Raw genomic sequence first — 23,123 nt, forward strand, 5'->3', positions numbered from 1 at the left:
GCGGCGATTATACGCGGCGGACGACGACACGAAGGTCGGCCGCCGGAAGGCCTCCCGGCGCCGTTCGGAAGGCGGTGAGCAGCTCGGCCGAGCGAAGGCGGATCTCCTGGGCGGCGAGCGCTTCCGTTACCTCGACGACGAGAGCGGAGCCGTCGAGCCTGACGAGACGGCTCGTTCCGACCGCCGCAGGAACCCGCTCGCCGACGATCGCCTCCCAGGTCGCGATCGCCCGCGCCAGCCGGAGCTCCTCCTCGAGACCCAGGTGCCGGGCGGCGGCCGGGATGAGGTCGCCGACACGCTCCATCCGGCGCCGGCCGCTCATCGCGTGACGGCCGGGCCAAGGAGCCGCGCCCCGACCGCGAACGGCTCGTCCGTCGCAGCGGCCCGGACCTCCCAGCTCGTGGCGTGCGCCCGGAGGACCGGGTCGAGGTCGTCGAGGGTCGTCGTCGTCACGAAGGCCTGGGGCAACTCCGAGATGCGCCGGACGAGATGGGCGCGCCGCTCCGGGTCGAGCTCGCTGAAGACATCGTCGAGCAGCAGGAGCGGTGGTCGTCCGTCGAGCTCGGTGAGGAGATCGAGCTCGGCGAGCTTGACCGCGAGGATCGCCGTCCGCTGCTGGCCGCGCGAGGCGAACGAGGCCAGGTCGCGGCCGGACTGCTCGAACACGAGGTCGTCGCGGTGAGGACCGACGAGCGTGGTGCCGCTCCACAGCTCCTTGTCCGCCGTCTCGGTGAGTCGCCGCGCAAGCGCGTCGCGGGGCGACTCACCAGCGGCTGCGGTCGCGTTCGTGCCGTAGCGGAGGTGGAGCGGCGCGGTGGCCGCCTCGTCCGGTGCGATCTCGGCGTGCGCCCGGGCGAGCGGAACAGCGAGGTCCCCGAGCAGCGCGAGGCGCGCCGCGACGAGCGCTCCGCCGGCTTCGACGAACGCGGTGTCCCAGAAGCGCAGCTCAGCGCGACTCGCCCCGTCGTCGCGGATCGCCCGGAGGAGGGAGTTGCGCTGCTGGAGCGCCCGGCCGTACGTGACCAGATCTCGAGCATAGACCGGCGAGCGCTGGGTCGCGAGGCCGTCGATCGCCGCGCGACGGAGGGCGGGCGGCCCGGCGACGAGCAGCATCTCCTCAGGCGCGAAGACGACGACACGGAGCAGGTCGGCCAGCACGTTCGAGCGCCTTGGAACGCCGTTGACCCGGATCCGCCTGCGTCCGCCGGACGGTCCGCTGCGGACGATCGCGACCTCGATCGTCTCGGACGACGGTCCGCCATCCGGCTCGGTCGCCGGCCCGACGGATCCTTCGACGCGGGCGAGGTCGGCGCCCCACCGGATGAGCTCGGAATCGGTCGTCGTCCGGTGGGAGCGACCCCAGGCGAGGAGGACGATCGCCTCGAGCAGGCTTGTCTTGCCGGCGGCATTCGGACCCCAGACGAGCTGGGGGCCCGGTCCGAATGCCGCGTGGAGAGCGCCGTACCCGCGGAGGTCGGCGACGGTGATCGAGTGGAGCAGCTGACCGGGCGGGCGGATGCCCCAGTCCCTCAGCTCGTCGTCCGGACGGGCATCACCACGTGGACGTACGCATCATCGCCGATCGGCTTGAACACGCCGGGCGACAGCGGGCCGTTGAGCTCGATGGCGAAGCGTTCGGCCGCGACGTTCTGGAGCACGTCGGCGAGGTACCGGGCGTTGAATGCGATCGTCGTCCCGTCGCCCTCGACGATCGCCTCCACGTGGCCCTCGTTGTCGCCGACCTCCGCGTTGGCGCTCACGACGATGCCGGCATCCCCGTCGACGCCGACCTGGAGCTTGACGATGTTGGCCGATTCGTGGGCGATGAGCCCGGCGACGCGGACCGCCTTGAGGAGCTCCTCCCGGTCCGCGATCGCCCGCGTGGTGTGGGCGGCCGGGACGACCTGCTGGTAGTTCGGGAACTGGCCATCAATGAGCCGGCTCACGAGCTCGATACCGTCGAGGTGGAAGAGAACCTGGTTCCGGGCGGGAGAGATGACGAGGTCGACCGCGTCGTCCGTGTCCGCGAGGACACGCGTCAGCTCGGCGAGCGACCGGGCGGGGATGACGAGACTCGTGTCCTCCACGGGGTCGAGGATCGGGATGGTCTTGACGGCGATCCGGTAGTTGTCTGCCGCTGCGAGCGTGAGCCGGTCACCCTCGAATCTCGCGAGGACGCCGGTGAGGATCGGTCGTGCCTCGTCGCTCGCGGCGGCGAACGTCGTCTCGGAGAGCGCCTGGCGGAGCACGTTCTGGGCGATTCTCGTCGTCGGCCGCTCGCCAGCGCTCGGGATCGCCGGGAACTCCTCAGCGTCGATCCCCTTGACATGGGTGGCGAACCGCCCGGCCCGGATGTGCAGCGTGTCGGCCGCCTGCAGTTCGAGGTCCACGCGCTCGGATCCCGGGAGCGACGCGACGAGGTCCGTGAACAATCGGGCCGGCACGGTGATGGCACCGTCCGTCTCGATCTTGCCCGGCACCCAGTACGTGATGCCGATCTCAAGGTTCGTCGCGGTGAGCTTGAGACCGGCGTCCTCCGTCTTGAGATGGACGTTCGCGAGGACCGGGAGCGTGCTCCTCGATGAGACGGCCCGGCTGGCGACGGCGAGGCCGCGGGCGAGGTTCTCCTGCATGACGGACAGCTTCACGATTCGGTGCTCCAGGATGCGACGGTTTGGGCCGGGTTCCGCGTCCCGGTCACGCGAAGCCCCACCGGTGAACGTGATGTAGACCGACCTATCTTCTCACCTCATCATCATCACCATAAGGGCGTGGATGGCGTGGACGAACCCTCGTGGCCCCGCGAGCCCGCGTCGTGGACGACCAGGCGCTCGTCGTGGACGAGCGGGCGTCGGGTGGGGATGGCTCCGTGGACGCCCGGTTGACAGCGTGCCCGCGGCCGTGGCCGAGGTACGCCAGACCGCCAGGACGGCTCGCCCGTCCCCTGAAGAACCCTCGCAGGGCCTCTGCCTGTCCACACGACGAGGCGGTTATCCACTGATTCCGCCCGGTTATCCACTGATCGGGAGCCCCGCGGGCGGTTGGCGTGGTCGCTCGAAGCCCTGCCGTGGCCTCGGGCACCGGGACGTCAGTCGGCGTAGATCAACTCGCGAACGGCGGCGATCTCGCGGCGCAGCTCGTCGTTCACCGAGGACTCGCGCGTGATCTTGTCGCAGGCGTGAAGGACCGTCGAGTGGTCGCGGCCACCGAGCTCTGCCCCGATCCGCAGCAGGGAGACGTCCGTCTCGGCCCGCATGAGGAACATCGCGATCTGGCGGGGGACGACGATCGCCTTGTCGCGCTTCTGTCCCTGAAGCACGTCCATCGGGACGCCGTAGTACTCGGCGACCGCGCGGGCGATCCGCTCCGGCGTCACCTGGCGCTTCTTCGGGTTGTAGAGCACGTTCGAGAGGACGGCCTGGGCGAGCTCGATGCTGATGGGCAGCGCCCCCATCGACGCGTAGGCCACGATCCTGTTGAGCGCGCCCTCGAGCTCCCGGATGTTGCTCACGACCTTGCGGGCGATGAACTCCATCACGTCGGAGGTCATGGGGACCGACCCCTCCTCCGCCTTGGCCCGGAGGATCGCGATCCGTGTCTCGAGGTCAGGCGCGGTGAGATCGGCGATGAGCCCCCACTCAAAGCGGCTGCGCAGTCGCTCCTCGAGCGTCACGATCTGCTTGGGCGGCCGATCGGAACTGAGGACGATCTGCTTGCCGTCCTCGTGGATCGTGTTGAACGTGTGGAAGAACTCCTCTTGCGTGCGCTCCTTGTCCGCGATGAACTGGATGTCGTCAATGAGCAGGAGATCGATCCGCCGATAGCGGGCTCGGAACTCGTCGATCTTGCCCTGCTGGATGCTCGTGATGAACTCGTTCGTGAACTTCTCGCTCGTCGCGTAGAGGACCCGCTTGCGCGGGAACTTGGCGATCACCTGGTTGCCGATGGCGTGCATGAGGTGGGTCTTGCCGAGACCGACGCCGCCGTAGAGGAAGAGCGGGTTGTAGGCGTGGCCGGGACGTTCGGCGACGGACAGGCTCGCGGCGTGGGCGAGCCGGTTGGCGGACCCGACGATGAAGTTCGCGAAGGTGTATCGCGGGTTGAGGTTCGTCGTGCCACCCTCGCCACCGACCCGGGTCGGCTCGAGGCGGACGGGCTGTGGCGCGACGCTCGGCCCGTGGACGCCGCGGAGGCTGTCCGCCGGGGCGTCCACGGGGGCGCTCGGGGCGGACGTGACGAACTCGACGACCGTGCTGTAACCGACGATCCGGGCGAGTGTCTGTGAGATGAGCGAACGGTAGCGGGACTCGAGCCAGTCCTTCGCGAAGCCGTTGGGGACCGCGATCCGGAACCGGTTGTCCTCGACGTCGACCAGCGCCGTGTCGCGGAGCCAGGTCTCGAAGTTGGCCGGGGAGAGAGAGACCTGGAGCTCGCCGAGAGCGGCACGCCAGACTTGTCGAGTATCCATATTCGCTCGATCCGGATCCTGATCGTGTCGGTGGATGGATGTTGGGTGGCGTCGGGCAGGGCGAGCCGGACCGCTCCGGGCACGGGAAACCCGAGATGTGAACGCCGCAGACGCCGGATGAGGGGTCTCGGGGGCCGCGCTGGGGCTTGGCCGGTGGTCTCCGAACACTCCCGATCGAGCGTCCCGGCGCCGCTGGGAGGCCGAAGGATAGCACCGCTGCGGACGCCGCCGCAAGGCGATGGAGTCCCGTTTCCGCCATACCCCCAGGGAGTATCGGAGCGTGACGATCGCCGCACCGTGCGAGGATCGCCGGCCACGCCGCTGCGGGCGCCCTGAATCGATCGCGGGCACATCGTCCAGGCCATCCCGGCGACCCGCTGGTTTGACACCCTCTTTCGGGCGGGCATATCATCCGCCGGACGACGACGCGCCAGGCGCTCCCGTGCGCACGGCGCGTTCGTGTGCCTTCAGGGGTCGGAACAGCCATCCCCGAGGCCATGGAGAGGATCGCGCGCCAGCCCGATGAAGCAGACCTACCAGCCCAAGAAGCGCCATCGCGCGAAGGAGCATGGCTTCCGGTCCCGGATGAAGACGACCGGGGGACGACGAGTGCTCGCCGCGCGGCGTGTCCGCGGTCGGAAGCGGCTGACGGTCTGACGGACGGACGCGGCAGCTCCGCGCCGCGGCTCGTGACGATCTCCCGCCCTCAGGACTTCGCGGCGCTGCAGCGTCTCGGGACCTCGCGGTCCCACCCGCTCCTCCACGCGCGATTCCTGCGGACGGACCTCGAGATGACCCGCTTCGGGCTGTCGACCGGGCGAAAGCTCGGCGGCGCGGTGGTCCGGAACCGGGTTCGGCGGCGGCTCCGCGAGGTGCTCAGGGTGATGGTGCCCGCGTTCCAGCCGGGCTGGGACGTCCTCATCATCGCCCGGCCGGCGATCGTCGCTGCCGACCATGACGCAGTCGTCGGAGCCATCCGGCGGCTGCTCCAGCGGGGAGGAGTCCTCGATGGGCCCACAACGTAGGTGAGGCGCTTTGGCAGTCGGATCGGGGTCGGCACGATCAAGCTCTACCGTGTCCTGTTCGCCTGGCTGCCGGGCGGATGCCGATACGAGCCGACCTGTTCACGGTATACGGAACAGGCGATCGAGAAGTACGGGCTCATCCGCGGAAGCTGGATGGGCGCCCGTCGGATCGCCCGCTGTCATCCATGGCATCCCGGCGGCTACGACCCCGTCCGCTGACACGAAGGACGACTGACCACGTGAGACCTTCCCGACCGAACCGCTCGTGGGCCGGGCCCCTCCTGCTCATGGCGATCGTCGCCCTGGTGCTGGCCGCCTGTGCCGTGGCGCCTGGCGCGTCGCCTGCCGCTTCCCTTGCGGCCGGCACCTCGGCCGGGGCGTCCGCGGCGGCGACGGCGACGCCACAGCCGACCCCGCTCCGGCCGGCCTCGCTCGGCGCGGACCCGTTCAGCCTCCTCGCCTTCGCCTTCACGCCAATCTTCCAGCTGCTCTTCATCATCCTCGTCGCCTTCTACCGGGTCGTGGGGGACATCGGGATCGCCATCCTCCTCCTCACCATCGTCATCCGCATCCCGCTCATCCCGCTCTTCCGGCGGCAGATCGTCTCGATGCGCTCGACCCAGCTGCTCGCGCCCCAGGTCAAGGAGATCCAACGGCGCTACAAGGGCGACCGCCAGAAGATCTTCGAGGAGACCCAGGCCATGTACCGGGCGAGCGGCGTGAGCCAGTTCTCCGGCTGTCTGCCCATCCTCCTCCAGATGCCGCTCCTGTTCGTCATGTACCAGGTGATCCGCGAGGGCCTGACGAGCTACGACATCACGCCGATGCTCTCCATCGCGGGTCAGAGGCTCATCGACATCTCGTGCGCGCCGCTGCACGAGGTCAACGGCGTGATCCAGCCGTGCATCAACACCTCGATCGCCTGGCTCGGCGGCCTCGACGCGGGCCGGTCCCACATCGACTTCGCGATCTTCGGCGGCTTCGGGATCAGCTTCATCGCGATCCTGTCCGCCGTCCTCCAGATCTTCCAGTCGCGGATGACGCTGCCGCCGCTCGACAAGAACAACCCGGATCCGAACGCGCGGATCCAGCGGCAGACGATGCTGTTCCTGCCGCTCATCTTCATCTTCTATGCGAACATCCTCCCGGCCGGGCTCTACATCTACTACATCGCGAGCACGATCATCTCGATCATCCAGCAGTACCTCATCGTCGGCTGGGGGTCCACCTTCCCGTTCTTCGGCTGGGACCCCGCCTTCGCCAGGGCCCACACCCCGCGCTTCCCGGTCGCCCCTCCGGCACCGCTGTCATCCACGCGCGCGGCGGGAGCGCCCGCGCGACCCACCGCCCAGGACCGGGCCGCGAGCGCGGCTTCGACCGTCCGGCCCCATGAACGCGGCCGCCAGGGCCGCCGAGGGAGACGTCGCTAGATGAGTGCGTACAGGGAGTTCACCGGCAAGTCCGTCGAAGAGGCGCTCCGCACCGCCCGCGAGGAGTTCGGAGCGGGGCTCGAGGATCTCGACTTCGAAATCCTCACCCCGGGGAGCCGCGGTGTCCTCGGTATGGGCGCCGAGCCGGCGCGGATCGTGGCGGCTCCTCGTTCCGAGCTCGGCGGAGCGGCCCCGAAGCGGGAGGCGGCCGCCGCACGACCACTGCCGGCGCCGGTCCGAGACGATCGGCCGGCGTTCGGCGAGCGCGATCGCGCCCCGCGGCGCGACGACCGCGGGGGACCCGGCGAACGCGATCGTGGCCCGCGGCGCGACGACCGCGATCACGCACCGCGCCGGCCGGACGATCGTGGACCGCGCCCGGAGCGGGTCGAACAGACCGCGCCTGCCGAGCGGACAGTGCCCGGCGAGCGGACCGCGTCCACCCCTGCCCCGGCGACCGTGCCGGCAGCCGTGGAGGCCGAACCGGCGCGAGCTGTGCGCCCGCTGCCGGCGGACCGCGATCGGGGCCCGCGGCGGGATGAGCGGGGTGGCGCTCGCCGACCGGCGGAGCGCGATCGTGGCCCGCAGTCGTCCGAGGTGAGCGCATCGGAGGCGGCGGAGGTCTCCGCGGCCCGCGGCTCGCTCGCCGCCGAGCGCGCGGACCTCGAGGCGTCCGAAGCGTCGCCCGAGTCGCTCGCCGCCGGAAAGGCGATTCTCGAGGAGCTCATGCGGCTCATGGACCTCGACGTCCGGGTGGAAGTCGAGACGGGCGACACGAGCCGACTCAACGTCGTCGGTGAAGGCGACGCGAAGGAGGCGCTCGGGGCCCTCATCGGTCGCAAGGGCGAGCGGCTCTCGGCCCTCCAGCACCTTGTCAACCTCATGCTCAGCCGCAAGATGGGCGACTGGACCCGGGTCCTCGTGGATGTCGAGGACTACCGGGGACGCCGAGAGCGTCAGCTCCGCGATCTCGCCCTCCGGGCGGCCGAGCACGTCGCGACGACGGGGAAGATGCTCCAGCTCGAGACGATGCCCGCGCTCGAACGCCGCTGGGTCCACATCGCCCTTCGTGATCACCCGACCGTCGCGACGCAATCGATCGGTGAGGAGCCGAACCGTCGGATCGTCGTCCTGCCTCGGGGCGGCTGAGGCCGTCCTCTCGCGCCACCGCGAACGAAACGTCGGTCGCGGCTCGCGCGTCCCACCCGTGCGCCCGGGCGGGCGCACGGGACCGCCCTGCTAGGATGGCACCGATGCCATGACGACGATCGACACCGCGCCATCCGCCACGGCAACGGCGGCGCGGCGCGTGCCCCGCGTCCGTGCGGTCCTCGTGGCCTTCGGCGCCGGAGTTGTCCTCGCAGCGCTCCTCGCAGCGGCCGGGCTCTACGCCTACGATCGCGCCTATCTCGGTCGGGTCCTTCCCGGCGTTCGGGTCGGCGGCGTCGACCTCTCCGGCCTCGATCGGACCGCCGCGGCGAGGCGCCTGGATGAGGCGTTCGCGGCGATGGGCAACGGCACCGTCACGCTCTCGGGCGGCACGGCGAGCGAGACGCTCTCCTACGCCGAGCTCGGGCGACGAGTGGATGTCGCGGGCCTCCTCGAGCGGGGATTCGCGGTCGGTCGGAGCGGATCGATCCTCGACCGCGCGCTCGACGACGTTCGGACCGCCGTCAGCGGCGCGGACATCGCCCCGGCCGTCACGGTGGACGTCGGAGCGATCGAGCGTGATGTCGCGGCGGTGGCCGGGCGCGAGGACCGCCCGGCGGTCGATGCGAGCGCCGTCCCGGCGTCGGCCGGCTTCACGACCACGCCCGCGGTCGCGGGAAGCGCGGTCGATCGAGCCGCGGCGGTCGCCGCGATCGAGGCGGCGCTCGTCGATCCCAAGGCTCCGCCCGACGTTCACGTCGCGCTCACGATGACCACCGTGTCGCCTGCGGTCACGGACGACGCGGCGAACACTGCCCGTGCGCAGGCCGCCGCGATGGCCCAGGATCTCGTCGTCGCGGCGGGTTCGGAGACCTGGACGCTGAGCGGGGACACGATCCGGACGTGGATCCGGTTCGCGGGCACGGCCGGGAGTTACGGACCGATCGTCGACATGCCGGACCTGACGACCGCCCTCGGCCCGTTCGCGACCCGGATCGCCCGGACCCCGAAGGATGCCGCGTTCCTCGTGGGCAAGGGCGGTCTCGTGGTCGGCGTGACGGCGGCCGTGGTGGGACGGAGGCTCGATGTGAACGGGACCGCTGCGGCGGTGGCGGCGGCACTCGCGGGTCGGGCCGCCGGGACCCTCCCGCCCAGTGAGACCGTGGCGGCCGCGCTCAGCCTCAGCCAGCCGAAGCTCTCGACGGCGACGGCCGCACAGTCGGCGCCACTCATGAAGCAGATCTCGACCTGGACGACGTACTACATCCCCGGGGCGCACAACGGGAACAGCGCGAACATCACGATCCCGGCCCTCGCGATCTCCGGCACCGTCGTCGCGCCCCGCGAGTGGTTCAGCTTCTGGAAGTCCGTCGGCGACGTCACCCTCGCCAAGGGCTATACCCTCGGCGGTGCGATCATCGACGGAAAGTCCGTCGAGGGAAAGACCATCGGCGGCGGTATCTGCAGCACGTCGACGACGCTGTTCAACGCCGCGCTGCGGGCCGGATTCGAGATGGGGGCGCGCGAGAACCACTACTACTACATCAGCCGGTATCCCGTCGGCCTCGACGCGACCGTCTTCATCAACGACGCGGGCGTCGCCCAGGACATGACCTGGCGGAACGACACTCCGTACCCGGTGCTCATCAAGGCGTCCACTCGACCGGGGGTCGTCACGTTCGTGCTGTACAGCGTCCCGACCGGCCGTCAGGTGACGTTCACCCAGCCGATCATCAAGAACTATCAGCCGAGCACGACGATCACCCAGGAGACGACCTCGCTGCCGCCCGGCCAGCGTGAGCAGGTCGAGTACGAAGCGGCCGGCTTCGACGCGTGGGTGACCCGCACCGTCCGCGACGCCTCCGGCGCCGTCGTCCACGACGACACGTTCCAGTCCCACTATGCGAGGGTCGTCGGACTCATCCTCGTCGGGGCGGCGAAACCGCCGGCCTGATCGGCGCTCGGAGCAGCCTACGGCCGGGCTGGCCTGATGGATGGCGCCCACCCCCGACGCATGCTCGGCCGTGACCGAACGACCGGTCCGGACCGCGAAAGGAAGCGTCCCGTGCGCCCCATTCGACCCATCACCCTTCCCGCTCTTGGGATCCTCGCCGCACTCGCCGTCGGCGCCTGCGCCGGAAGCGCGCAGCAGGCGCCCACCTGGACCTTCCCGCCGGTCGCCTCCGCGGCACCCGCTTCCGCCGCACCCGCCGCTGGAGCCGGCCGGACGACCCTCGCGGCCCCGGCCACAGCTCCGAACGCGGCGCTCGCCGCTGCGGGCGGCGGATCGGGGATCGTCACCCGGCTCGACCTGACGATCGTCACCGGCGACATGATCGCTCACACCGAGTTCCCGGCCTACGACCGTCCAGCTTCACCCTCCCGGCGAACTCGACGGTCGTGTCAAGGGACGATCACGAACTTCGACAACGCGACGCCGCTCCCGAGGGGTGCCGAGAGCTATGCGAAGGTCAGCGGGACCGTCGGCGGCACGATGACGTCGACGCCGATCAGGTCCGCCTATCCGAACGGTTCGGCCGGCACGACGCGGACCCTTGCCTCGCTCGATCCGGCGATGGTCTCGCACACGTTCACGATCGCCGCGCTCGGAATCAACGTGCCGATCCCGGCGATGTCGCGCACGACGTTCACGATCCACACCGGGGCGCCCGGCACGTACGCCTGGCGGTGCATGGATCCGTGCGGCGCCGGGGCGACCGGTTGGGGCACCGCGATGGCGGCGAAGATGGGCTTCATGGAGGGGACCCTCACGGTCGTCTGAGCCGGAGCCGGAGCCGGAGCCGGGCGCGGGCCTGGATCGCTGCGTGGCGGCCCGATCGACGGCCGCCCGGTCGGGCCTCCTATGATTCGGCCATGCGCGCGCTCCCCGCACCATTCGATCGCATCGCGGCCGGCCTTCCGGCGACGATCCGCGAACGTGGCGGCTCCCTCCTCGGCCAGCGACTCCTCACCAAGGATCTCGCGTTCCCGCCGGACGAGCGTGCCGCCCTCGGGCTCCAGGGCCTCCTTCCCGCCAGCGTCCTGACGATCGACGATCAGCTCGAGCTCGCGCTCGAGCACATCCGGCGGAAGGACGACGCGCTCGAGCAGTACATCGGTTTGGCGGCGCTCCAGGATCGGAATGCGACGCTGTACTACCGCCTCATCGCTGAACATCTCGAGGAGTTCCTCCCGGTCGTCTACACCCCGACGGTGGGTCGGGCGTGCCAGGAGTACAGCCACATCGTTCGTCGGACCCGCGGGGTCTGGATCACCCCGGCCGATGTCGACCGGATCCCCGAGCTCCTCCGGAACAGCCCGTACGAGGACACCCGCCTCATCGTCGTGACGGACAACGAGCGCATCCTCGGTCTCGGCGACCAGGGGGCGGGAGGCATGGCGATCCCGATCGGCAAGCTGGCCCTCTACACGGGGGCCGGCGGCATCCATCCGGCGCTCACGCTCCCGGTCTCGCTCGATGTCGGGACGGACAACGAGGGCCTGCTCGACGATCCGCTCTACGTGGGCCACCGCGCCCGGCGGCTGCGGGGCCCGGCGTACGACACACTCGTCGAAGCGTTCGTCGCGGCGGTCGATCGGGAGCTTCCCGGCTGCGTCATCCAGTGGGAGGATTTCAAGCAGGCGAACGCACTGAGGATCCTCGATCGATATCGAGACCGGGTGCCGAGCTTCAACGACGACATCCAGGGGACCGCCGCGGTGGTCGTCGGCGGCCTCCTCGCCGCGATGCGGCAGCGGGGCACGCGCCTCGCCGACGAGCGGATCCTCATCGTGGGGGCGGGCGCGGCCGGGATCGGGATCGCCCGTCTCATCGGGCTGGCGGTCCAGGAACCCGCCGGAAGCGGCGGCGATTCAATCAGTGGTCACCATCCCGGACCCGGGATCGTCGCCCTCGTCGACTCGCAGGGCCTGGTCCACGATGGGCGAGCGGACCTCGATCCGACGAAGCGTCCCTTCGCCGTGCCGGCGGCGATCGCGGCGGACCGCGGGACCGGCGTTCCGCCTGGCCTCCTCGCGTCGATCCGGGCGATCCGGCCGACCGTCCTGATCGGTGCGACCGGCGTGGCGGGCACCTTCGACGAGGCAGCCGTCCGGACGCTCGACGAGCTCGCCGAACGGCCGATCGTCCTGCCGCTCTCGAACCCGACATCCGCCTCGGAGGCGACCCCGGCCGACGTCCTGCGCTGGACGGACGGTCGTGCCCTCGTCGCGACCGGCTCGCCGTTCGCGCCGGTCGAGGCCGCCGGAGGCCCTCGGATCATCGGGCAGGCGAACAACGTGTTCATCTTCCCGGGTGTCGGCCTGGGGGCGGTGGCCGCCGAGGCCCGCGTCGTCACGGACCGCATGTTCCTCGCCGCCGCGGCGGCGCTCGCCGGTCACGTGACCGCCGATCGTTTCGCCGGGGGCACGCTCTACCCGCCCATCGGTCAGCTGCGGGCGGTCGCCCGGTCCGTCGCCATCGCCGTCGCCGGCGAGGCCGTCGCGGCAGGGGCCGCCGGCCTTCCGGACCACGCGGACATCGAGGCGGTGGTGGACAGCGCCATCTGGTGGCCGGCCTACGCCCCGTACGTGGCGGGCGGCGGCGGAGGACAGGGATGATCGGGGTGCAGAGCGACGGTCCGCGGAGGCGGAGTGGTGGAGATGGGGGAGAGTCGAACTCCCCGTCCAGAACCCTTCGCCAGGATCCACTACGAGCGTGTCCGATGGTTTGTCGTCGAACGGTCGGACGCCCATCGGCAGGCTGCCGGCCGCTCCAGTCGCGTCTCCCTAGATCGGGCTTGGTCCGTCGCTACGCGACGCTGACGCCGGACGCATCCCCGCTGAATGACGCTTCCACAGCCCACGGGGAGGAGGCTGCTTCCACGCTCACCTTACTGCCTAAGCAGCGAGGGCGAGAGCAGGCTGGCGGTTGCCAGTTACTTCGTTTTGCCGCCTTTTAACGAGGCCCGACGGCACCTCGGCTCGCGTTTCCTGGTATCCGGATCCTGTCGAAACCACGCATCCCCACAGGCCGAACCCTGCGTTCGGATGGCGGAGCCTAGCACCGGATCAGGTCTCCTGTCGACCGCCGGGCGGCGGTCCCGCGCCGCAGCCCTCCGCGATGCTCGCTGCATCGATCTCGCCCCTGCCCTCGATATCCGCCAGGAGCCGCGAGTGTCCCTCGGGCTATTCCCGACCGCTACGATGGCGGCCATGCGCCTGACCGCCTGGGAAGAGGAGCGCCTCCTCATCTTCGCCGCCGCCGAGCTCGCTCGACGCCACCGCGCGGCGGGCCTCGCGCTCAACCACCCGGAGGCGGTCGCGCTCATCTGCGAGGCGATGCTCGAGGCGGCCCGGTCCGGCGCGAGCTACGAGGAGGTCGAGGCGGCTGGTCGCGCCGCAGTCGGCCCCCGAGACGTCATGGATGGAGTCCGTTCGCTGGTGGACGAGGTTCGCCTCGAGGTGCTCATCGGCGACGGGACGCGCCTCGTCGTCCTCGTCGACCCGCTCGGCGGCGGAGCTGACACGCTGCGACCGGGCGAGATACTGACTTCCCCGCTGTCTCCACCCGAGATGGAACGGGATCGCCGGTCCCTGGGCGTCCGCAACGGCTCCCGCCGAGTCGTCCGCGTGAGCTCCCACTATCCCTTCGAACGGACGAATCCCCGCCTCGAGTTCGACCGCGACGCCGCGACCGGATTCCGCCTCGACATCCCGGCCGGGGCGAGCATTCGCTGGGCGCCGGGCGAGACGCGTGAGGTCGAGCTCATCCGGTATGGCGGCCGGATCGGGCGGCCGGCGACCGCAGACGTCACAGATGACCCGGCCGGCAGATGACCCGGCTCTCCCCTGAGGAGCGGCTGGCCCGCCACGGCCCCACGACCGGTGACGCGATCCGCCTCGCGGATACGGACCTCTGGGTCCGCGTGGGCGAAGATCGTCAGGCCCCGGGCGACGAGCCGATCTGGGGCTACGCGAAGAATGTTCGGGCGCGGATGACCCAGGCTGGATCGGCCCCGGCGGGGCCGATCGTCGGTTCTCCGGACGATCATGGTCGAGCCCGTCCCTCAGAGCTCGACGCCGTCATCGCCGGCGCCGTCGTCCTCGATCCGATGCTCGGCGTCGTCAAGGCGGACATCGGCATCAAGGACGGCCGGATCGCCGGTGTCGGCCGGGCCGGCAACCCCGATATCGCGGACGGCATCGAGCTCCTCATCGGTCCCCATACCGTCCCGATCATGGCCTACGGCCTCATCGCGACCCCGGGCGCGATCGACAGCCACGTCCACACGATCTCCCCGCAGCTCCTGCCGGCCGCGCTGTCCGGCGGCGTCACGACCGTCATCACCGCCGGCTTCGAGGAGCCGCCGTGGGCGATGGAGCGGACGCTCGAAGCGTTCGAAGGCTGGCCGCTCAACGTCGGGCTGCAGGCCGGCGCCCGGTCCGAAGGCCCGGCAGCGGACGGCAGTCTCGATGCGCTCCTCGCCGCGGGCGCGGTCGGCTTCAAGATCCACGAGGATTACGGCGCCTACCCGGAGCTCATCGACCGCTGCCTCGCCTACGCGGACGTGCACGACGTCTCGGTCGCGCTCCACACGGACGGCCTGCACGAGTCGGCCGAGCTCGAGGATACGGTCGCGGCGATCGCCGGCCGCACGGTCCACGCGTATCACGTCGAGGGGGCGGGAGGCGGGCACGTGCCGGACCTGCTCGGCCTCGTCCGCGAGCCGAACATCATCTGTTCGTCGACGACCCCGACCCTCCCGTTCGGCGTCGCCGCGGCGGCGGAGCACCTCGGGATGATCCTCCTCAACCACGGTGGGTCGTGGGGCGTGCCGGAGGACGTCGCGCTCGTCCGGGAACGGATCCATCCGGCCTCCATGGCAGCCGAAGGGCCGCTCCACGAGCTCGGAGCGATCGCGATCGTCAACTCGGACTCACAGGGCATGGGTCGGATCGGCGAGGTGCTCCGCCGGACGATCCAGCTCGCCCACGTCATGAAGGCCTGGCGAGCGGGCGAGGCCGCCGCCGGACTCCCCGGCCTCCCGCCACTCCCCCTGGATGCGCACGACGACACCGATCGCGTCCTTCGCTACCTCGCGAAGGTGACGATCGAGCCGGCGATCACCCATGGTGTCGCGGATCATGTCGGCTCGCTCCGGCCCGGCCGCCTCGCCGACATCGTCCTGTGGCTGCCCGCCTTCTTCGGCGCGAAGCCGGAGCTTGTCCTCAAGGCGGGCTACCCGGCGTGGGGACCGCTCGGCGACGGGAACGCCTCGCTCGAGCGCTCCGAGCCCACTCGCTACCGGCCGGGCTGGGGCGGATCGGGTTGGACCGCGGCGACGCTCGGGATCACGTTCGTCAGCGCCGCCGCAGGTCCAGGTACCTCCGCCGGCGAGGCGCTCCGCCGCCGGCTCGGCACGCGCAGACGCCTCATCGCCGTCCATGGGATGCGCCGGATCTCCCGGGCGGACCTCGCATTCAACCGGGCCGCACCGCCGGTGGAGGTCTCGCCGGTCGACGGGTCCGTCACGCTCGACGGACGCCGACTGGCGGTCGCGCCGGTCGCGGAGGTTCCGATCAGCCGCCGCTATTTCCTCCGCTGACGGCGACGGCCAGCTTCAGGCCCAGATGTCGCCGACGGTGAACCCCTCCGGAAACGGGTCCTCCGGGTCGACGACGTACGAGGCAAACCCCGTGATCCAGGCCGTCCCCGTGATCGTCGGCACGATGGCCGGACGGGCCTCGGGCCCCGCCCCGACCGTGGTCTCCTCGACGAGCCGACCCGTGAACACCGTGCCGAGGATCCCCTCGTGGCGGAACTCGTCCCCGACTCGCAGCTCGCCCTTCGCGTGGAGGACCGCCATCTTCGCCGAGGTGCCGGTGCCGCACGGGGAGCGGTCGATCGCCCCGGTCCACGTCGCCGGCCGGTCCCGGTCGAACGTTCCAGTCGAGACGGTGACCGCGTTCCGCCGGGTGTTCCGGGGGTCGTGGGCCGGTCCGGAGAGCTGGCCGATCGTGATGCCCGCGAAGCCGGGCTGCTCCGGATGGACCACCGGCAGCTGGGTCGCCGCGGCCGCCTTGATCATCTCCGTGACTCGGGCGATGTCCCGGCCCTCATCCGGCGTGAGCCGGAAGCCGAGCGTCTCGGCGTCCGCGATGACGTAGAACATCCCGCCGTACGCCACGTCGACCGTCACCGTCCCCAGGTGCGGTACCTCCACCGCCGCATCGAGATGGGTCGCGAACGCCGGCACGTTGCGGAACGTCACGGCACGGACCTTGCCGCCGCTGCATTCCGCGTGGACCCGGATCAGTCCGGCCGGGCTTTCGAGGGTGAGCTCGGTCTGCGGCTCGACCATCGGGATCATCCCGGTCTCGAGGAGCGCGGTGACGACGCACATCGTGTTCGTCCCGCTCATCCCCGGGTACTCCACCTGCTCCATGATCACGTATCCGGCCTGGGCCTCGGGATCGGTCGTCGGGAGGATGAGGTTGCAGTTCGCCGCCGGGTAGCCTCGCGGCTCGCGGAGCATGAGCCGCCGCAGATCGTCACCGTTCGCGCGGAGCCAGGTCATCTTGTCGAACATCGTGGTGCCGGGGACGTCGAGGACGCCACCGACGATCACCCGGCCCGGCTCTCCGCCGGCGTGGAGGTCGACCGCGTGGATCATCCGCCCGAGCCGCACGTCGCCCTCCTCAGCCTCCGTCCCGACCGGACCCCTGGCGTCGTCGCGCCTCGGCGAACTCACGGGCCACCTCGCGTTTCGCGTCCCGCTCGGCGATGTCGCGCCGCTTGTCGTAGAGCTGCTTGCCACGGCCGAGCCCGAGCTCGAGCTTCGCCCGGCCGCGGCTGATGTAGAGCCGCAGCGGCACGATCGTCTGGCCCTTCTGCCTGGCGCGACCGACGATCTCGTCGATCTCCGACCGGTGGAGGAGGAGCTTGCGGGTCCGCCGGGGCTCGTGGTTGTCGCGGCTCGCCTGCTCGTACGGGGCGATGTGGGCGCCGATGAGCCAGGCTTCGCCGCCCTCGACCCGCGCGTAGGCCCCCGCGAGGTTGACCTTGTTGGCGCGGATTGACTTGATCTCCGTTCCGGTGAGGACGAGGCCGGCCTCGAACGTCTCGTCGATGTGATAGTCGTGCCGGGCCCGGCGATTGACGGCGATGGTCCCGTCGCCGCTCATGGAGATGGCTCCTTCGGTCCGAGGGTGGGGGATCGGGGCGAACGGCGCGGGGGTGGCCGCCGATCCGGAGTCCGAACGCAGGAACGCCGGCCCTGTGCGGACCGGCGTTCGAGTGCTTCGCCACCACGCAGGGTGTCCGACTAAACGGCCATCTCCTGCGAGGTGGTGCAGCTACGCGTACTGTCGATCACTGCACATCACCTCCTTTCGTTCGAGGGAACCCTACCCGAGCCCGCCCGATGGCGCAAGAGCCGGGACGGTCAGGCGGCCTTCGCCCGTCCAGGGGCCCGCGCCGTCCCGCCGAAGCCGAGCACCTGGAGCGCGCGATCGAGGACGGCGTCCCCCGTCCCGCCGGCCGCGGCCGCCGCGTCGACCGGCACGACGACGTCCGGCGCGAGGCCGACCTTGTTGATCCAGCGCTGGTTCGGGGTGAGCCAGCGGGCGATCGTGAGGCGGAAGCCGCCGTTGTCATCGTCGAGCGGGAGGAACTGCTGGATCGTCCCCTTGCCGTACGACTGCTGGCCGACGAGCGTGCCGCGCCTGGTGTCCTGGAGCGCCCCGGCGACGATCTCGCTCGCGGAGGCGCTGTTCCTGTCGATGAGGACGGCGAGCCGAATGGTCGGGTCGGTGGCGACGCCGCCGGGAAGGGCGGGTGTCGGGATCGGGTCGCCGGTCGCCGCCTTCTCCCAGAAGATCGGCCCCGAGGCGATGAACTGGCTCGCGATCGTCCGGGCCGCGGTCACATATCCCCCGAGGTTGCCGCGGAGATCGAGGACGATCGCCTTCTGGCCCGCCTTGACGTCAGCGGTGAGGGCGCTCACGAACTGGGCGGTCGAGTTGTCCGAGAAGCCGTTGAGGCGGATGTAGCCGACCCGCCCGCCGGCAAGGGCTTTCGCGACGATCTCCGGCTGGACGATGACGGCGCGGGTGATCGCGATCGCCACGGGCGCGGCGGCACCGCGGACGATCGTCAGTGTCACGACCGTCCCCTTCGGCCCACGGACCCTGGCGAGGGTCGCGTCCACGGTCGCGCCGTCGACGGTCGCGCCGTCGACGGCAGTGATCCGATCGCCAGCGCGGAGACCGGCCTGGTCCGCCGGGGACCCCGGCAGCGGCGCGACGACGATGAGCGCGCAGGCGGGCCCGAGTGAGGTGCAGCCCTCGGTCCCGTCAGGCCGCCGTGACGCGATCGTCGCACCGATCCCTTCGAACTGGCCGGCGAGTCCCTGGAGCGAGCTCGTGAAATCGGACGGGCTCATATAGAAGCTGAACGGGTCGCCGAGTGCGGCCAGCATCCCCTTGATCGCGCCGTCGACCAGCTGCCTGACGCTGACGGGCGTGCCTGCGTAGTGCTCGGTGATCGCCGCGTACGTGTCCCAGAACGGCTGGAAGGCCCGCGCGGCGCCGGCCGGGGTCCCGGGTTCGCTCGACGTCTGGTCGCCGAGCGCGAACCCGGCGGCGAACAGGCCGCTGCCGGCCACGACCGCGACGAGGATGGTCGCTACGATCGTCGGCGCAGCGCGACGACGGTTCACCGCCGGGGATGCCCCCGGTGGGGAGTCCACGGCGGCGTCCGATGCCCCGCCCTCGAGCTCGATCCCGCTCATCCGCGTCTCCTCAGCGGGCCAGGTAGCTCCGCACGGAGATCCACGCCCCGAACGCACCGAGGCCGACGCCGGTCCCGAGGACGAGGACGACGACGTCGCGGACGATCGAGCCGAGGCGCAGCGGCAGGACCTGGAAGAACGAGGTGAGGACACGGCTCACCGGGTCGGCGACGAGGGCGAACAGGCCGAGGGTGACCGCCGCGCCGATGAGCCCGACGAGGGCGCCCTCGAAGATGAACGGCCAGCGGACGAAGGCGTCCGACGCACCGACGAGCCGCATGATCTCGATCTCGTCGGCCCGGGCCACGACGGCGAGGCGGATCGTGTTGATCACGATGAACAGCGAGGTGAGGCCGACGAGCCCGAGGATGACGACGCCCGCCGTGCGGAGGATCGAGGTCACGGTGAGCAGCCGGTCGACCATGCTCTGGACCGGGTTCACGTGGTCGACGATCGACTCGGTGGTGAGCAGGTCGACGACCGAGCCGTACTGCTTCGGGTCCTGGAGGCGGACCTGGAGGCTTGCCGGGAACGGGTTCGTGTCGAGATATGCGGTCAGGTCCCCATGCCCCGCCTGGGCCTCCCGGGCCCGGAAGTCGGCCGCCGCCTGATCCTTCGAGACGTAGTCCACCTGGGCGACCTCGGGGAGCGCCCGGACCTGTGTCTCGACCGCCGCGATGTCAGCCTGGCTCACGCCGTCCTTGAGGTACGCGACGACCTGGACCTTCTGCTCGACGAAATCGATGCCGGCGGTGAGGCCGGTCTGGACGACCCAGAACCCGGCGAGGAGGACGAGCATGAAGACCATCGTCGCCGTGGCCGCCAGGCTCATGGCGGTGTTCCGCCAGAACCCCTGCCAGGCCCGCCGAAGGCTGAAGGCGATGAAGCCGATCACCGGCCGGCCTCAATCCTCACGGTGATAGGCCCCGCCGACCTCGTCGCGCACGATCCGTCCGTCCTCGAGCGCGACGACGCGTTTGCGGAGGGCCGTGACGACTTCCGCATTGTGGGTCGCCATGAGGACGGTCACGCCGAGCTCGTGCACGCGGAGGAGGAGCTGGATGATCTCCCAGCTGATGAGCGGATCGAGGTTGCCCGTCGGTTCGTCGGCGATGAGGATCCGCGGGTCGTGGACGAGGGCGCGGGCGATCGCCGTCCGCTGCTTCTCCCCGCCGGACAGCTGGCTCGGCAGCTGGCGGGCCTGTTCGGAGAGTCCCACGACCGCGAGGACCCCGTCCACCGCCGGACCGATCCGTCGCCGCGGAGTGCCGGTCACCTCGAGCGCGAAGGCGACGTTCTCCCAGACGGTCTTCGTCGGGAGCAGCTTGAAGTCCTGGAACACGGTGCCGATGCGGCGCCGCACCTTCGCGACGTGGCGGCGGGGCAGCCGGGCGAGATCCTGACCGTCGAGGACGACCTGGCCCCTCGTCGGGAGCTCCTCGCGGATGAGGAGCTTGATGAGGGTGGACTTGCCGGCACCGGACGGCCCGACGAGGAACACGAAGTCCCCCTCCGGCACGACGAGGTCGACGTCGCGAAGGGCGATCCTCCCGTTCGGATACTCCTTGGCGACGTCATGGAGCACGACGACCGGACGACGGGCCACGTCGGCGCCGCCGATCGGCCGGACGGCCAGCGGCACGCTCGCCGTCCAGCGGTCGTCATCGAGCGCGGGCGCGACGACCCGGACGGGTCGGGTTGTGGCCGCAGGGGGTGCGTGGGTCACGTCCGTCAGAGGCTACCACCGCCTCTCCGAGCGCGCCGAAACGCGGTCGTCGCGGGGCCGCCGGTCAGAGGAGGCCGGGGGAGATCGGCAGGTACCGCGCGAAGTCCGCGATCGGCTCGTCCCAGCAGAGGAGGATCGGGAAGCTCTCGAGCCTGAGTCCGGCCTCGAGCAGGGCCATCGCCGTCGCCGCGGCTGCGCCCGGGACCCAGACGGCGTACGCGCCACGCGGCGTCACGGACCGGACGAGGCGCCCGAGAGCCGGGGCGACGAGTGCGGGATCGAGGACGGCCAGCGGTCCGAGCTGCCCGGATGGCGCCGCGTAGCCATAGCCGATCGACTCCCCGGCACGGTCGATGAACAGCCGACCCTGCCGCCCGGCAAGCCGGAGGAACCGATGGTCGTCCGGGTGATCGAAGCCGACGATCTCGCGGTCGATCCGCCCGACCGTCTCGGCCAGCTCGCGATGGCCCGACCCGCCCGCCCCGACGGCGGCGATCTCCTCGAACGGAACGCTGCGGATCCCGTCCGGCAGGTCCGGAAGTCGCTCCGGCCGGTGGACATCGCCGAGCAGATGGAGAAGCGGCACGCGGGGCACCATCCCGAAGCGGCTGTACAGTGCGTTCGAGATCGGCTGCGCGCTGTCGGTCGCGGTCGCCCTCGCCCGCGCGGAGCCGAACACCGGGACCACCGCCTCGAGCAGGGCTCGCCCGAGACCGAGGCCCTGCTCCTCCGGCAGGACGAAGAGCATCGAGAGGAACCACACGTCGCGACGGCGGAGGGCCACCACGAACCCCACGACGCGCTCTCCGCCCGGAGCGTCCTCGTCCGGACGTGTCGCGACGATGAAGGTCTCCGGGTCCGTGGCGAGGAGGTGGTCGTACAGAGCCGTGATCGCTCCGACGTCGCCGACGGGATCGGGTTGGCCGAGCCGCCCGAGATACTCGGCGAGGGCGACGTGCCAGACCGCCGCGCACGCCGGCAGGTCTGCCGCGACCGCCGGGCGAAGGTCGGCGACCTGCGTCCCGCGGCGAACCGTCATTCCCCGTCATCCTCCCCGGCGAGCGGTGCCCCGGTCGCGAGGCGTTCGAGCTCCGCCTGCATGAACCCGTCGAGATCGCCGTCGAGGACGGCCGTCGTGTTCGACGTCTCGAATGCCGTTCGAAGGTCCTTCACCATCTGGTAGGGGTGGAGCACATAGCTCCGGATCTGGTTGCCCCAGCCCGCCGTCACGTGCTCGCCCTTGAGTTGACGGAGCTCAGCCTCCTTTTCCTCGAGCCGCTTCTCGAGGAGCCGCGCCTTGAGGACCTTGACCGCGGTCTCCTTGTTCTGCGTCTGCGATCGCTCGTTCTGGCTCTGGGCCACGATCCCGGTCGGCAGGTGGGTGAGGCGGACGGCCGAATCCGTCTTGTTGACGTGCTGTCCACCGGCGCCCTGGGAGCGGTACGTGTCGACGCGGATGTCGTCCCAGTCGAGCTCGACGTCCGTGTCGTCCTCCTCGACCTCGGGCAGGACCTCGACGAGGGCGAACGTCGTCTGGCGTCGCTTCTGGGAGTCGAAGGGGCTGATCCGGACGAGGCGGTGGACGCCCCGCTCGGCACGGAGCCAGCCGTACACCCGGCGCCCCTCCACCGCGATCGTCGCGCTCTTGAGCCCGGCCTGCTCGCCCTCGAGCTGGTCGACGATCTCCGTCGCGAACCGATGCCGCTCCGCCCAGCGCAGGTACATCCGGACGAGCATCTCCGCCCAGTCCGTCGCCTCCGTCCCGCCGACGCCGGCGATGATCGTGATGAGTGCCGACCGCTCGTCGTACTCGCCGGAGAAGAGGAGGGCGGTCCGTTCCCGATCGAAGGTCGCCGACAGGTCGGCGACGTCGCGCTCAACCTCGGCCGTCAACTCCGGGTCGTCCGCCTCCGCGACGAGGTCGAGGAGCTCGACGAGATCGTCCGCACGTCGGGCGAGCGACCGCCACAGATCGATCTCCGTCCGCAGCCCGTCCGCCTGCCGGAGGACCCGCTGCGCGACCCGCTGGTCGTCCCAGAAGCCGGGCGCGCTCGTCAGTGCGTCGAGTTCGGCGAGGCGTGTCTCCCTGGCGGGAAGGTCAAAGCCGCCCCGAGGTCGACCGGATCCGCTCCGCCAGGTCGCGGACGGCGGCGGTGTCCACCTAGCCGCGCCCCTGGATATCCTGGAGCAGGATCGGACGGAGCTCGATGAGCCGCAGGGCGGTCTTGCTCCGGGCGACGACGGGGTTCACGCATGGGCAATAGCCGTTGTGGGGGCAGACCCCGCAGTTCCCGTCGCAGTCGAGGGCCGCCGCATAGCTGCAGGTGCGGCAATCGCGCTCACAGGCGATGAGGTCGACGAACGCTGCTTCCTCAGCCTGCTTCACGTGGTCCCTCTCTCCTCGACCGGCGGAACGTGGCGTGCGGGCGGCGTGAAGGCGGACGGACGGCACGTGGCATGGGCTCGGTCGTGCGCGGATCGTTCGCCGAACGGTGGATTTGGCCCAGTATAGGGGGTCAATCCGGGCGCGCC

22 protein-coding genes and 1 other RNA gene are annotated in these 23,123 nt (G+C 70.8%); 10 read left to right on the forward strand and 13 right to left on the reverse strand.

Annotated elements, in window-relative coordinates:
* Nucleotides 1-7: 7 nt before the first annotated feature.
* The 4 genes from IVW53_03610 to dnaA form a co-directional block, all read right to left on the reverse strand.
* Complete coding sequence (locus IVW53_03610) at nt 8-322, reverse strand: DUF721 domain-containing protein (protein MBF6604649.1); 315 nt, start codon at nt 320-322, stop codon at nt 8-10.
* Complete coding sequence (locus tag IVW53_03615; GenBank protein ID MBF6604650.1) at nt 319-1,533, reverse strand: DNA replication/repair protein RecF; 1,215 nt, start codon at nt 1,531-1,533, stop codon at nt 319-321. The genes IVW53_03610 and IVW53_03615 overlap by 4 nt, the downstream gene beginning before the upstream one ends.
* A complete protein-coding gene (dnaN, locus tag IVW53_03620) occupies nt 1,530-2,648 on the reverse strand; it encodes a DNA polymerase III subunit beta (protein MBF6604651.1) in 1,119 nt (372 codons plus the stop codon). The genes IVW53_03615 and dnaN overlap by 4 nt, the downstream gene beginning before the upstream one ends.
* 440 nt (nt 2,649-3,088) lie before the next feature.
* Entirely contained in the window at nt 3,089-4,468 is a 1,380-nt protein-coding gene (gene dnaA / locus IVW53_03625; protein ID MBF6604652.1) for a chromosomal replication initiator protein DnaA, read from the reverse strand.
* A 522-nt stretch (nt 4,469-4,990) separates the two neighbouring features.
* On the opposite strand from dnaA, the gene rpmH reads away from it, so the two are divergent.
* The 8 genes from rpmH (at nt 4,991) to IVW53_03665 (ending at nt 12,692) form a co-directional block, all read left to right on the forward strand.
* Nucleotides 4,991-5,125, forward strand: coding sequence for a 50S ribosomal protein L34 (rpmH, locus tag IVW53_03630; GenBank protein MBF6604653.1), 135 nt, complete (start codon nt 4,991-4,993; stop codon nt 5,123-5,125).
* A gap of 32 nt (nt 5,126-5,157) precedes the next feature.
* Nucleotides 5,158-5,493 carry a ribonuclease P protein component gene (gene rnpA / locus IVW53_03635; protein MBF6604654.1) on the forward strand — a complete coding sequence of 112 codons (336 nt, stop codon included), beginning with the start codon at nt 5,158-5,160 and terminating at the stop codon, nt 5,491-5,493.
* Between the two features lie 21 nt (nt 5,494-5,514).
* Nucleotides 5,515-5,712: a membrane protein insertion efficiency factor YidD gene (gene yidD, locus IVW53_03640; GenBank protein ID MBF6604655.1), complete on the forward strand. Its 198-nt coding sequence runs from the start codon at nt 5,515-5,517 to the stop codon at nt 5,710-5,712.
* Between the two features lie 20 nt (nt 5,713-5,732).
* Nucleotides 5,733-6,923: a membrane protein insertase YidC gene (yidC, locus tag IVW53_03645; GenBank protein ID MBF6604656.1), complete on the forward strand. Its 1,191-nt coding sequence runs from the start codon at nt 5,733-5,735 to the stop codon at nt 6,921-6,923.
* Nucleotides 6,924-8,072 (forward strand): Jag N-terminal domain-containing protein, encoded by a 1,149-nt coding sequence (locus IVW53_03650; protein ID MBF6604657.1) that lies wholly within the window; start codon nt 6,924-6,926, stop codon nt 8,070-8,072.
* A gap of 109 nt (nt 8,073-8,181) precedes the next feature.
* The gene (locus IVW53_03655) at nt 8,182-10,026 is read left to right on the forward strand and encodes a VanW family protein (protein ID MBF6604658.1); all 1,845 of its coding nucleotides are present in this window, start codon (nt 8,182-8,184) and stop codon (nt 10,024-10,026) included.
* Between the two features lie 111 nt (nt 10,027-10,137).
* On the forward strand, nt 10,138-10,854 hold the full coding sequence (locus IVW53_03660) for a hypothetical protein (protein MBF6604659.1): 717 nt from the start codon (nt 10,138-10,140) through the stop codon (nt 10,852-10,854).
* A 92-nt stretch (nt 10,855-10,946) separates the two neighbouring features.
* Complete coding sequence (locus tag IVW53_03665) at nt 10,947-12,692, forward strand: NAD-dependent malic enzyme (protein MBF6604660.1); 1,746 nt, start codon at nt 10,947-10,949, stop codon at nt 12,690-12,692.
* Nucleotides 12,693-12,726: 34 nt separating this feature from the next.
* On the opposite strand, the gene ssrA is transcribed toward IVW53_03665, so the two are convergent.
* Nucleotides 12,727-13,099: a transfer-messenger RNA gene (gene ssrA, locus IVW53_03670) on the reverse strand.
* A gap of 187 nt (nt 13,100-13,286) precedes the next feature.
* Between ssrA and ureA the strand changes: the two genes are divergently transcribed.
* Together ureA and IVW53_03680 are read left to right on the forward strand one after the other, a co-directional pair.
* On the forward strand, nt 13,287-13,910 hold the full coding sequence (ureA, locus tag IVW53_03675; GenBank protein ID MBF6604661.1) for an urease subunit gamma: 624 nt from the start codon (nt 13,287-13,289) through the stop codon (nt 13,908-13,910).
* On the forward strand, nt 13,907-15,679 hold the full coding sequence (locus tag IVW53_03680) for an urease subunit alpha (GenBank protein ID MBF6604662.1): 1,773 nt from the start codon (nt 13,907-13,909) through the stop codon (nt 15,677-15,679). The genes ureA and IVW53_03680 overlap by 4 nt, the downstream gene beginning before the upstream one ends.
* 15 nt (nt 15,680-15,694) lie before the next feature.
* Here IVW53_03680 and IVW53_03685 read toward each other — a convergent pair whose 3' ends face one another.
* The 8 genes from IVW53_03685 to IVW53_03720 form a co-directional block, all read right to left on the reverse strand.
* On the reverse strand, nt 15,695-16,762 hold the full coding sequence (locus IVW53_03685; GenBank protein MBF6604663.1) for a proline racemase family protein: 1,068 nt from the start codon (nt 16,760-16,762) through the stop codon (nt 15,695-15,697).
* A 10-nt stretch (nt 16,763-16,772) separates the two neighbouring features.
* Nucleotides 16,773-17,258 carry an SsrA-binding protein SmpB gene (gene smpB / locus IVW53_03690; GenBank protein MBF6604664.1) on the reverse strand — a complete coding sequence of 162 codons (486 nt, stop codon included), beginning with the start codon at nt 17,256-17,258 and terminating at the stop codon, nt 16,773-16,775.
* A 260-nt stretch (nt 17,259-17,518) separates the two neighbouring features.
* Entirely contained in the window at nt 17,519-18,865 is a 1,347-nt protein-coding gene (locus IVW53_03695; protein MBF6604665.1) for a S41 family peptidase, read from the reverse strand.
* Between the two features lie 10 nt (nt 18,866-18,875).
* Complete coding sequence (locus IVW53_03700) at nt 18,876-19,760, reverse strand: ABC transporter permease (protein ID MBF6604666.1); 885 nt, start codon at nt 19,758-19,760, stop codon at nt 18,876-18,878.
* A gap of 9 nt (nt 19,761-19,769) precedes the next feature.
* Entirely contained in the window at nt 19,770-20,471 is a 702-nt protein-coding gene (ftsE, locus tag IVW53_03705; GenBank protein MBF6604667.1) for a cell division ATP-binding protein FtsE, read from the reverse strand.
* A 184-nt stretch (nt 20,472-20,655) separates the two neighbouring features.
* Nucleotides 20,656-21,630: a GNAT family N-acetyltransferase gene (locus IVW53_03710; GenBank protein ID MBF6604668.1), complete on the reverse strand. Its 975-nt coding sequence runs from the start codon at nt 21,628-21,630 to the stop codon at nt 20,656-20,658.
* A protein-coding gene (gene prfB / locus IVW53_03715) for a peptide chain release factor 2 (GenBank protein MBF6604669.1) occupies nt 21,627-22,752 on the reverse strand; the annotation gives its coding sequence in 2 pieces (ribosomal slippage) (nt 21,627-22,691 and nt 22,693-22,752; 1,125 coding nt in all). The genes IVW53_03710 and prfB overlap by 4 nt, the downstream gene beginning before the upstream one ends.
* Nucleotides 22,753-22,977 (reverse strand): hypothetical protein, encoded by a 225-nt coding sequence (locus IVW53_03720; protein MBF6604670.1) that lies wholly within the window; start codon nt 22,975-22,977, stop codon nt 22,753-22,755.
* Nucleotides 22,978-23,123: the final 146 nt, after the last annotated feature.

This window comes from Chloroflexota bacterium, assembly GCA_015478725.1.
GTDB lineage: Bacteria > Chloroflexota > Limnocylindria > Limnocylindrales > CSP1-4 > C-114.

Excerpts from the sequence above, each read along its gene's own strand:
- IVW53_03695 (MBF6604665.1), bottom strand. The coding sequence starts at position 18,865 with ATGAGCGGGATCGAGCTCGAGGGCGGGGCATCGGACGCCGCCGTGGAC.
- ureA (MBF6604661.1), top strand. The coding sequence starts at position 13,287 with ATGCGCCTGACCGCCTGGGAAGAGGAGCGCCTCCTCATCTTCGCCGCC.
- IVW53_03610 (MBF6604649.1), bottom strand. The coding sequence starts at position 322 with ATGAGCGGCCGGCGCCGGATGGAGCGTGTCGGCGACCTCATCCCGGCC.
- IVW53_03710 (MBF6604668.1), bottom strand. The coding sequence starts at position 21,630 with ATGACGGTTCGCCGCGGGACGCAGGTCGCCGACCTTCGCCCGGCGGTC.
- IVW53_03655 (MBF6604658.1), top strand. The coding sequence starts at position 8,182 with ATGACGACGATCGACACCGCGCCATCCGCCACGGCAACGGCGGCGCGG.
- smpB (MBF6604664.1), bottom strand. The coding sequence starts at position 17,258 with ATGAGCGGCGACGGGACCATCGCCGTCAATCGCCGGGCCCGGCACGAC.
- dnaA (MBF6604652.1), bottom strand. The coding sequence starts at position 4,468 with ATGGATACTCGACAAGTCTGGCGTGCCGCTCTCGGCGAGCTCCAGGTC.
- IVW53_03665 (MBF6604660.1), top strand. The coding sequence starts at position 10,947 with ATGCGCGCGCTCCCCGCACCATTCGATCGCATCGCGGCCGGCCTTCCG.
- IVW53_03680 (MBF6604662.1), top strand. The coding sequence starts at position 13,907 with ATGACCCGGCTCTCCCCTGAGGAGCGGCTGGCCCGCCACGGCCCCACG.
- IVW53_03650 (MBF6604657.1), top strand. The coding sequence starts at position 6,924 with ATGAGTGCGTACAGGGAGTTCACCGGCAAGTCCGTCGAAGAGGCGCTC.
- rpmH (MBF6604653.1), top strand. The coding sequence starts at position 4,991 with ATGAAGCAGACCTACCAGCCCAAGAAGCGCCATCGCGCGAAGGAGCAT.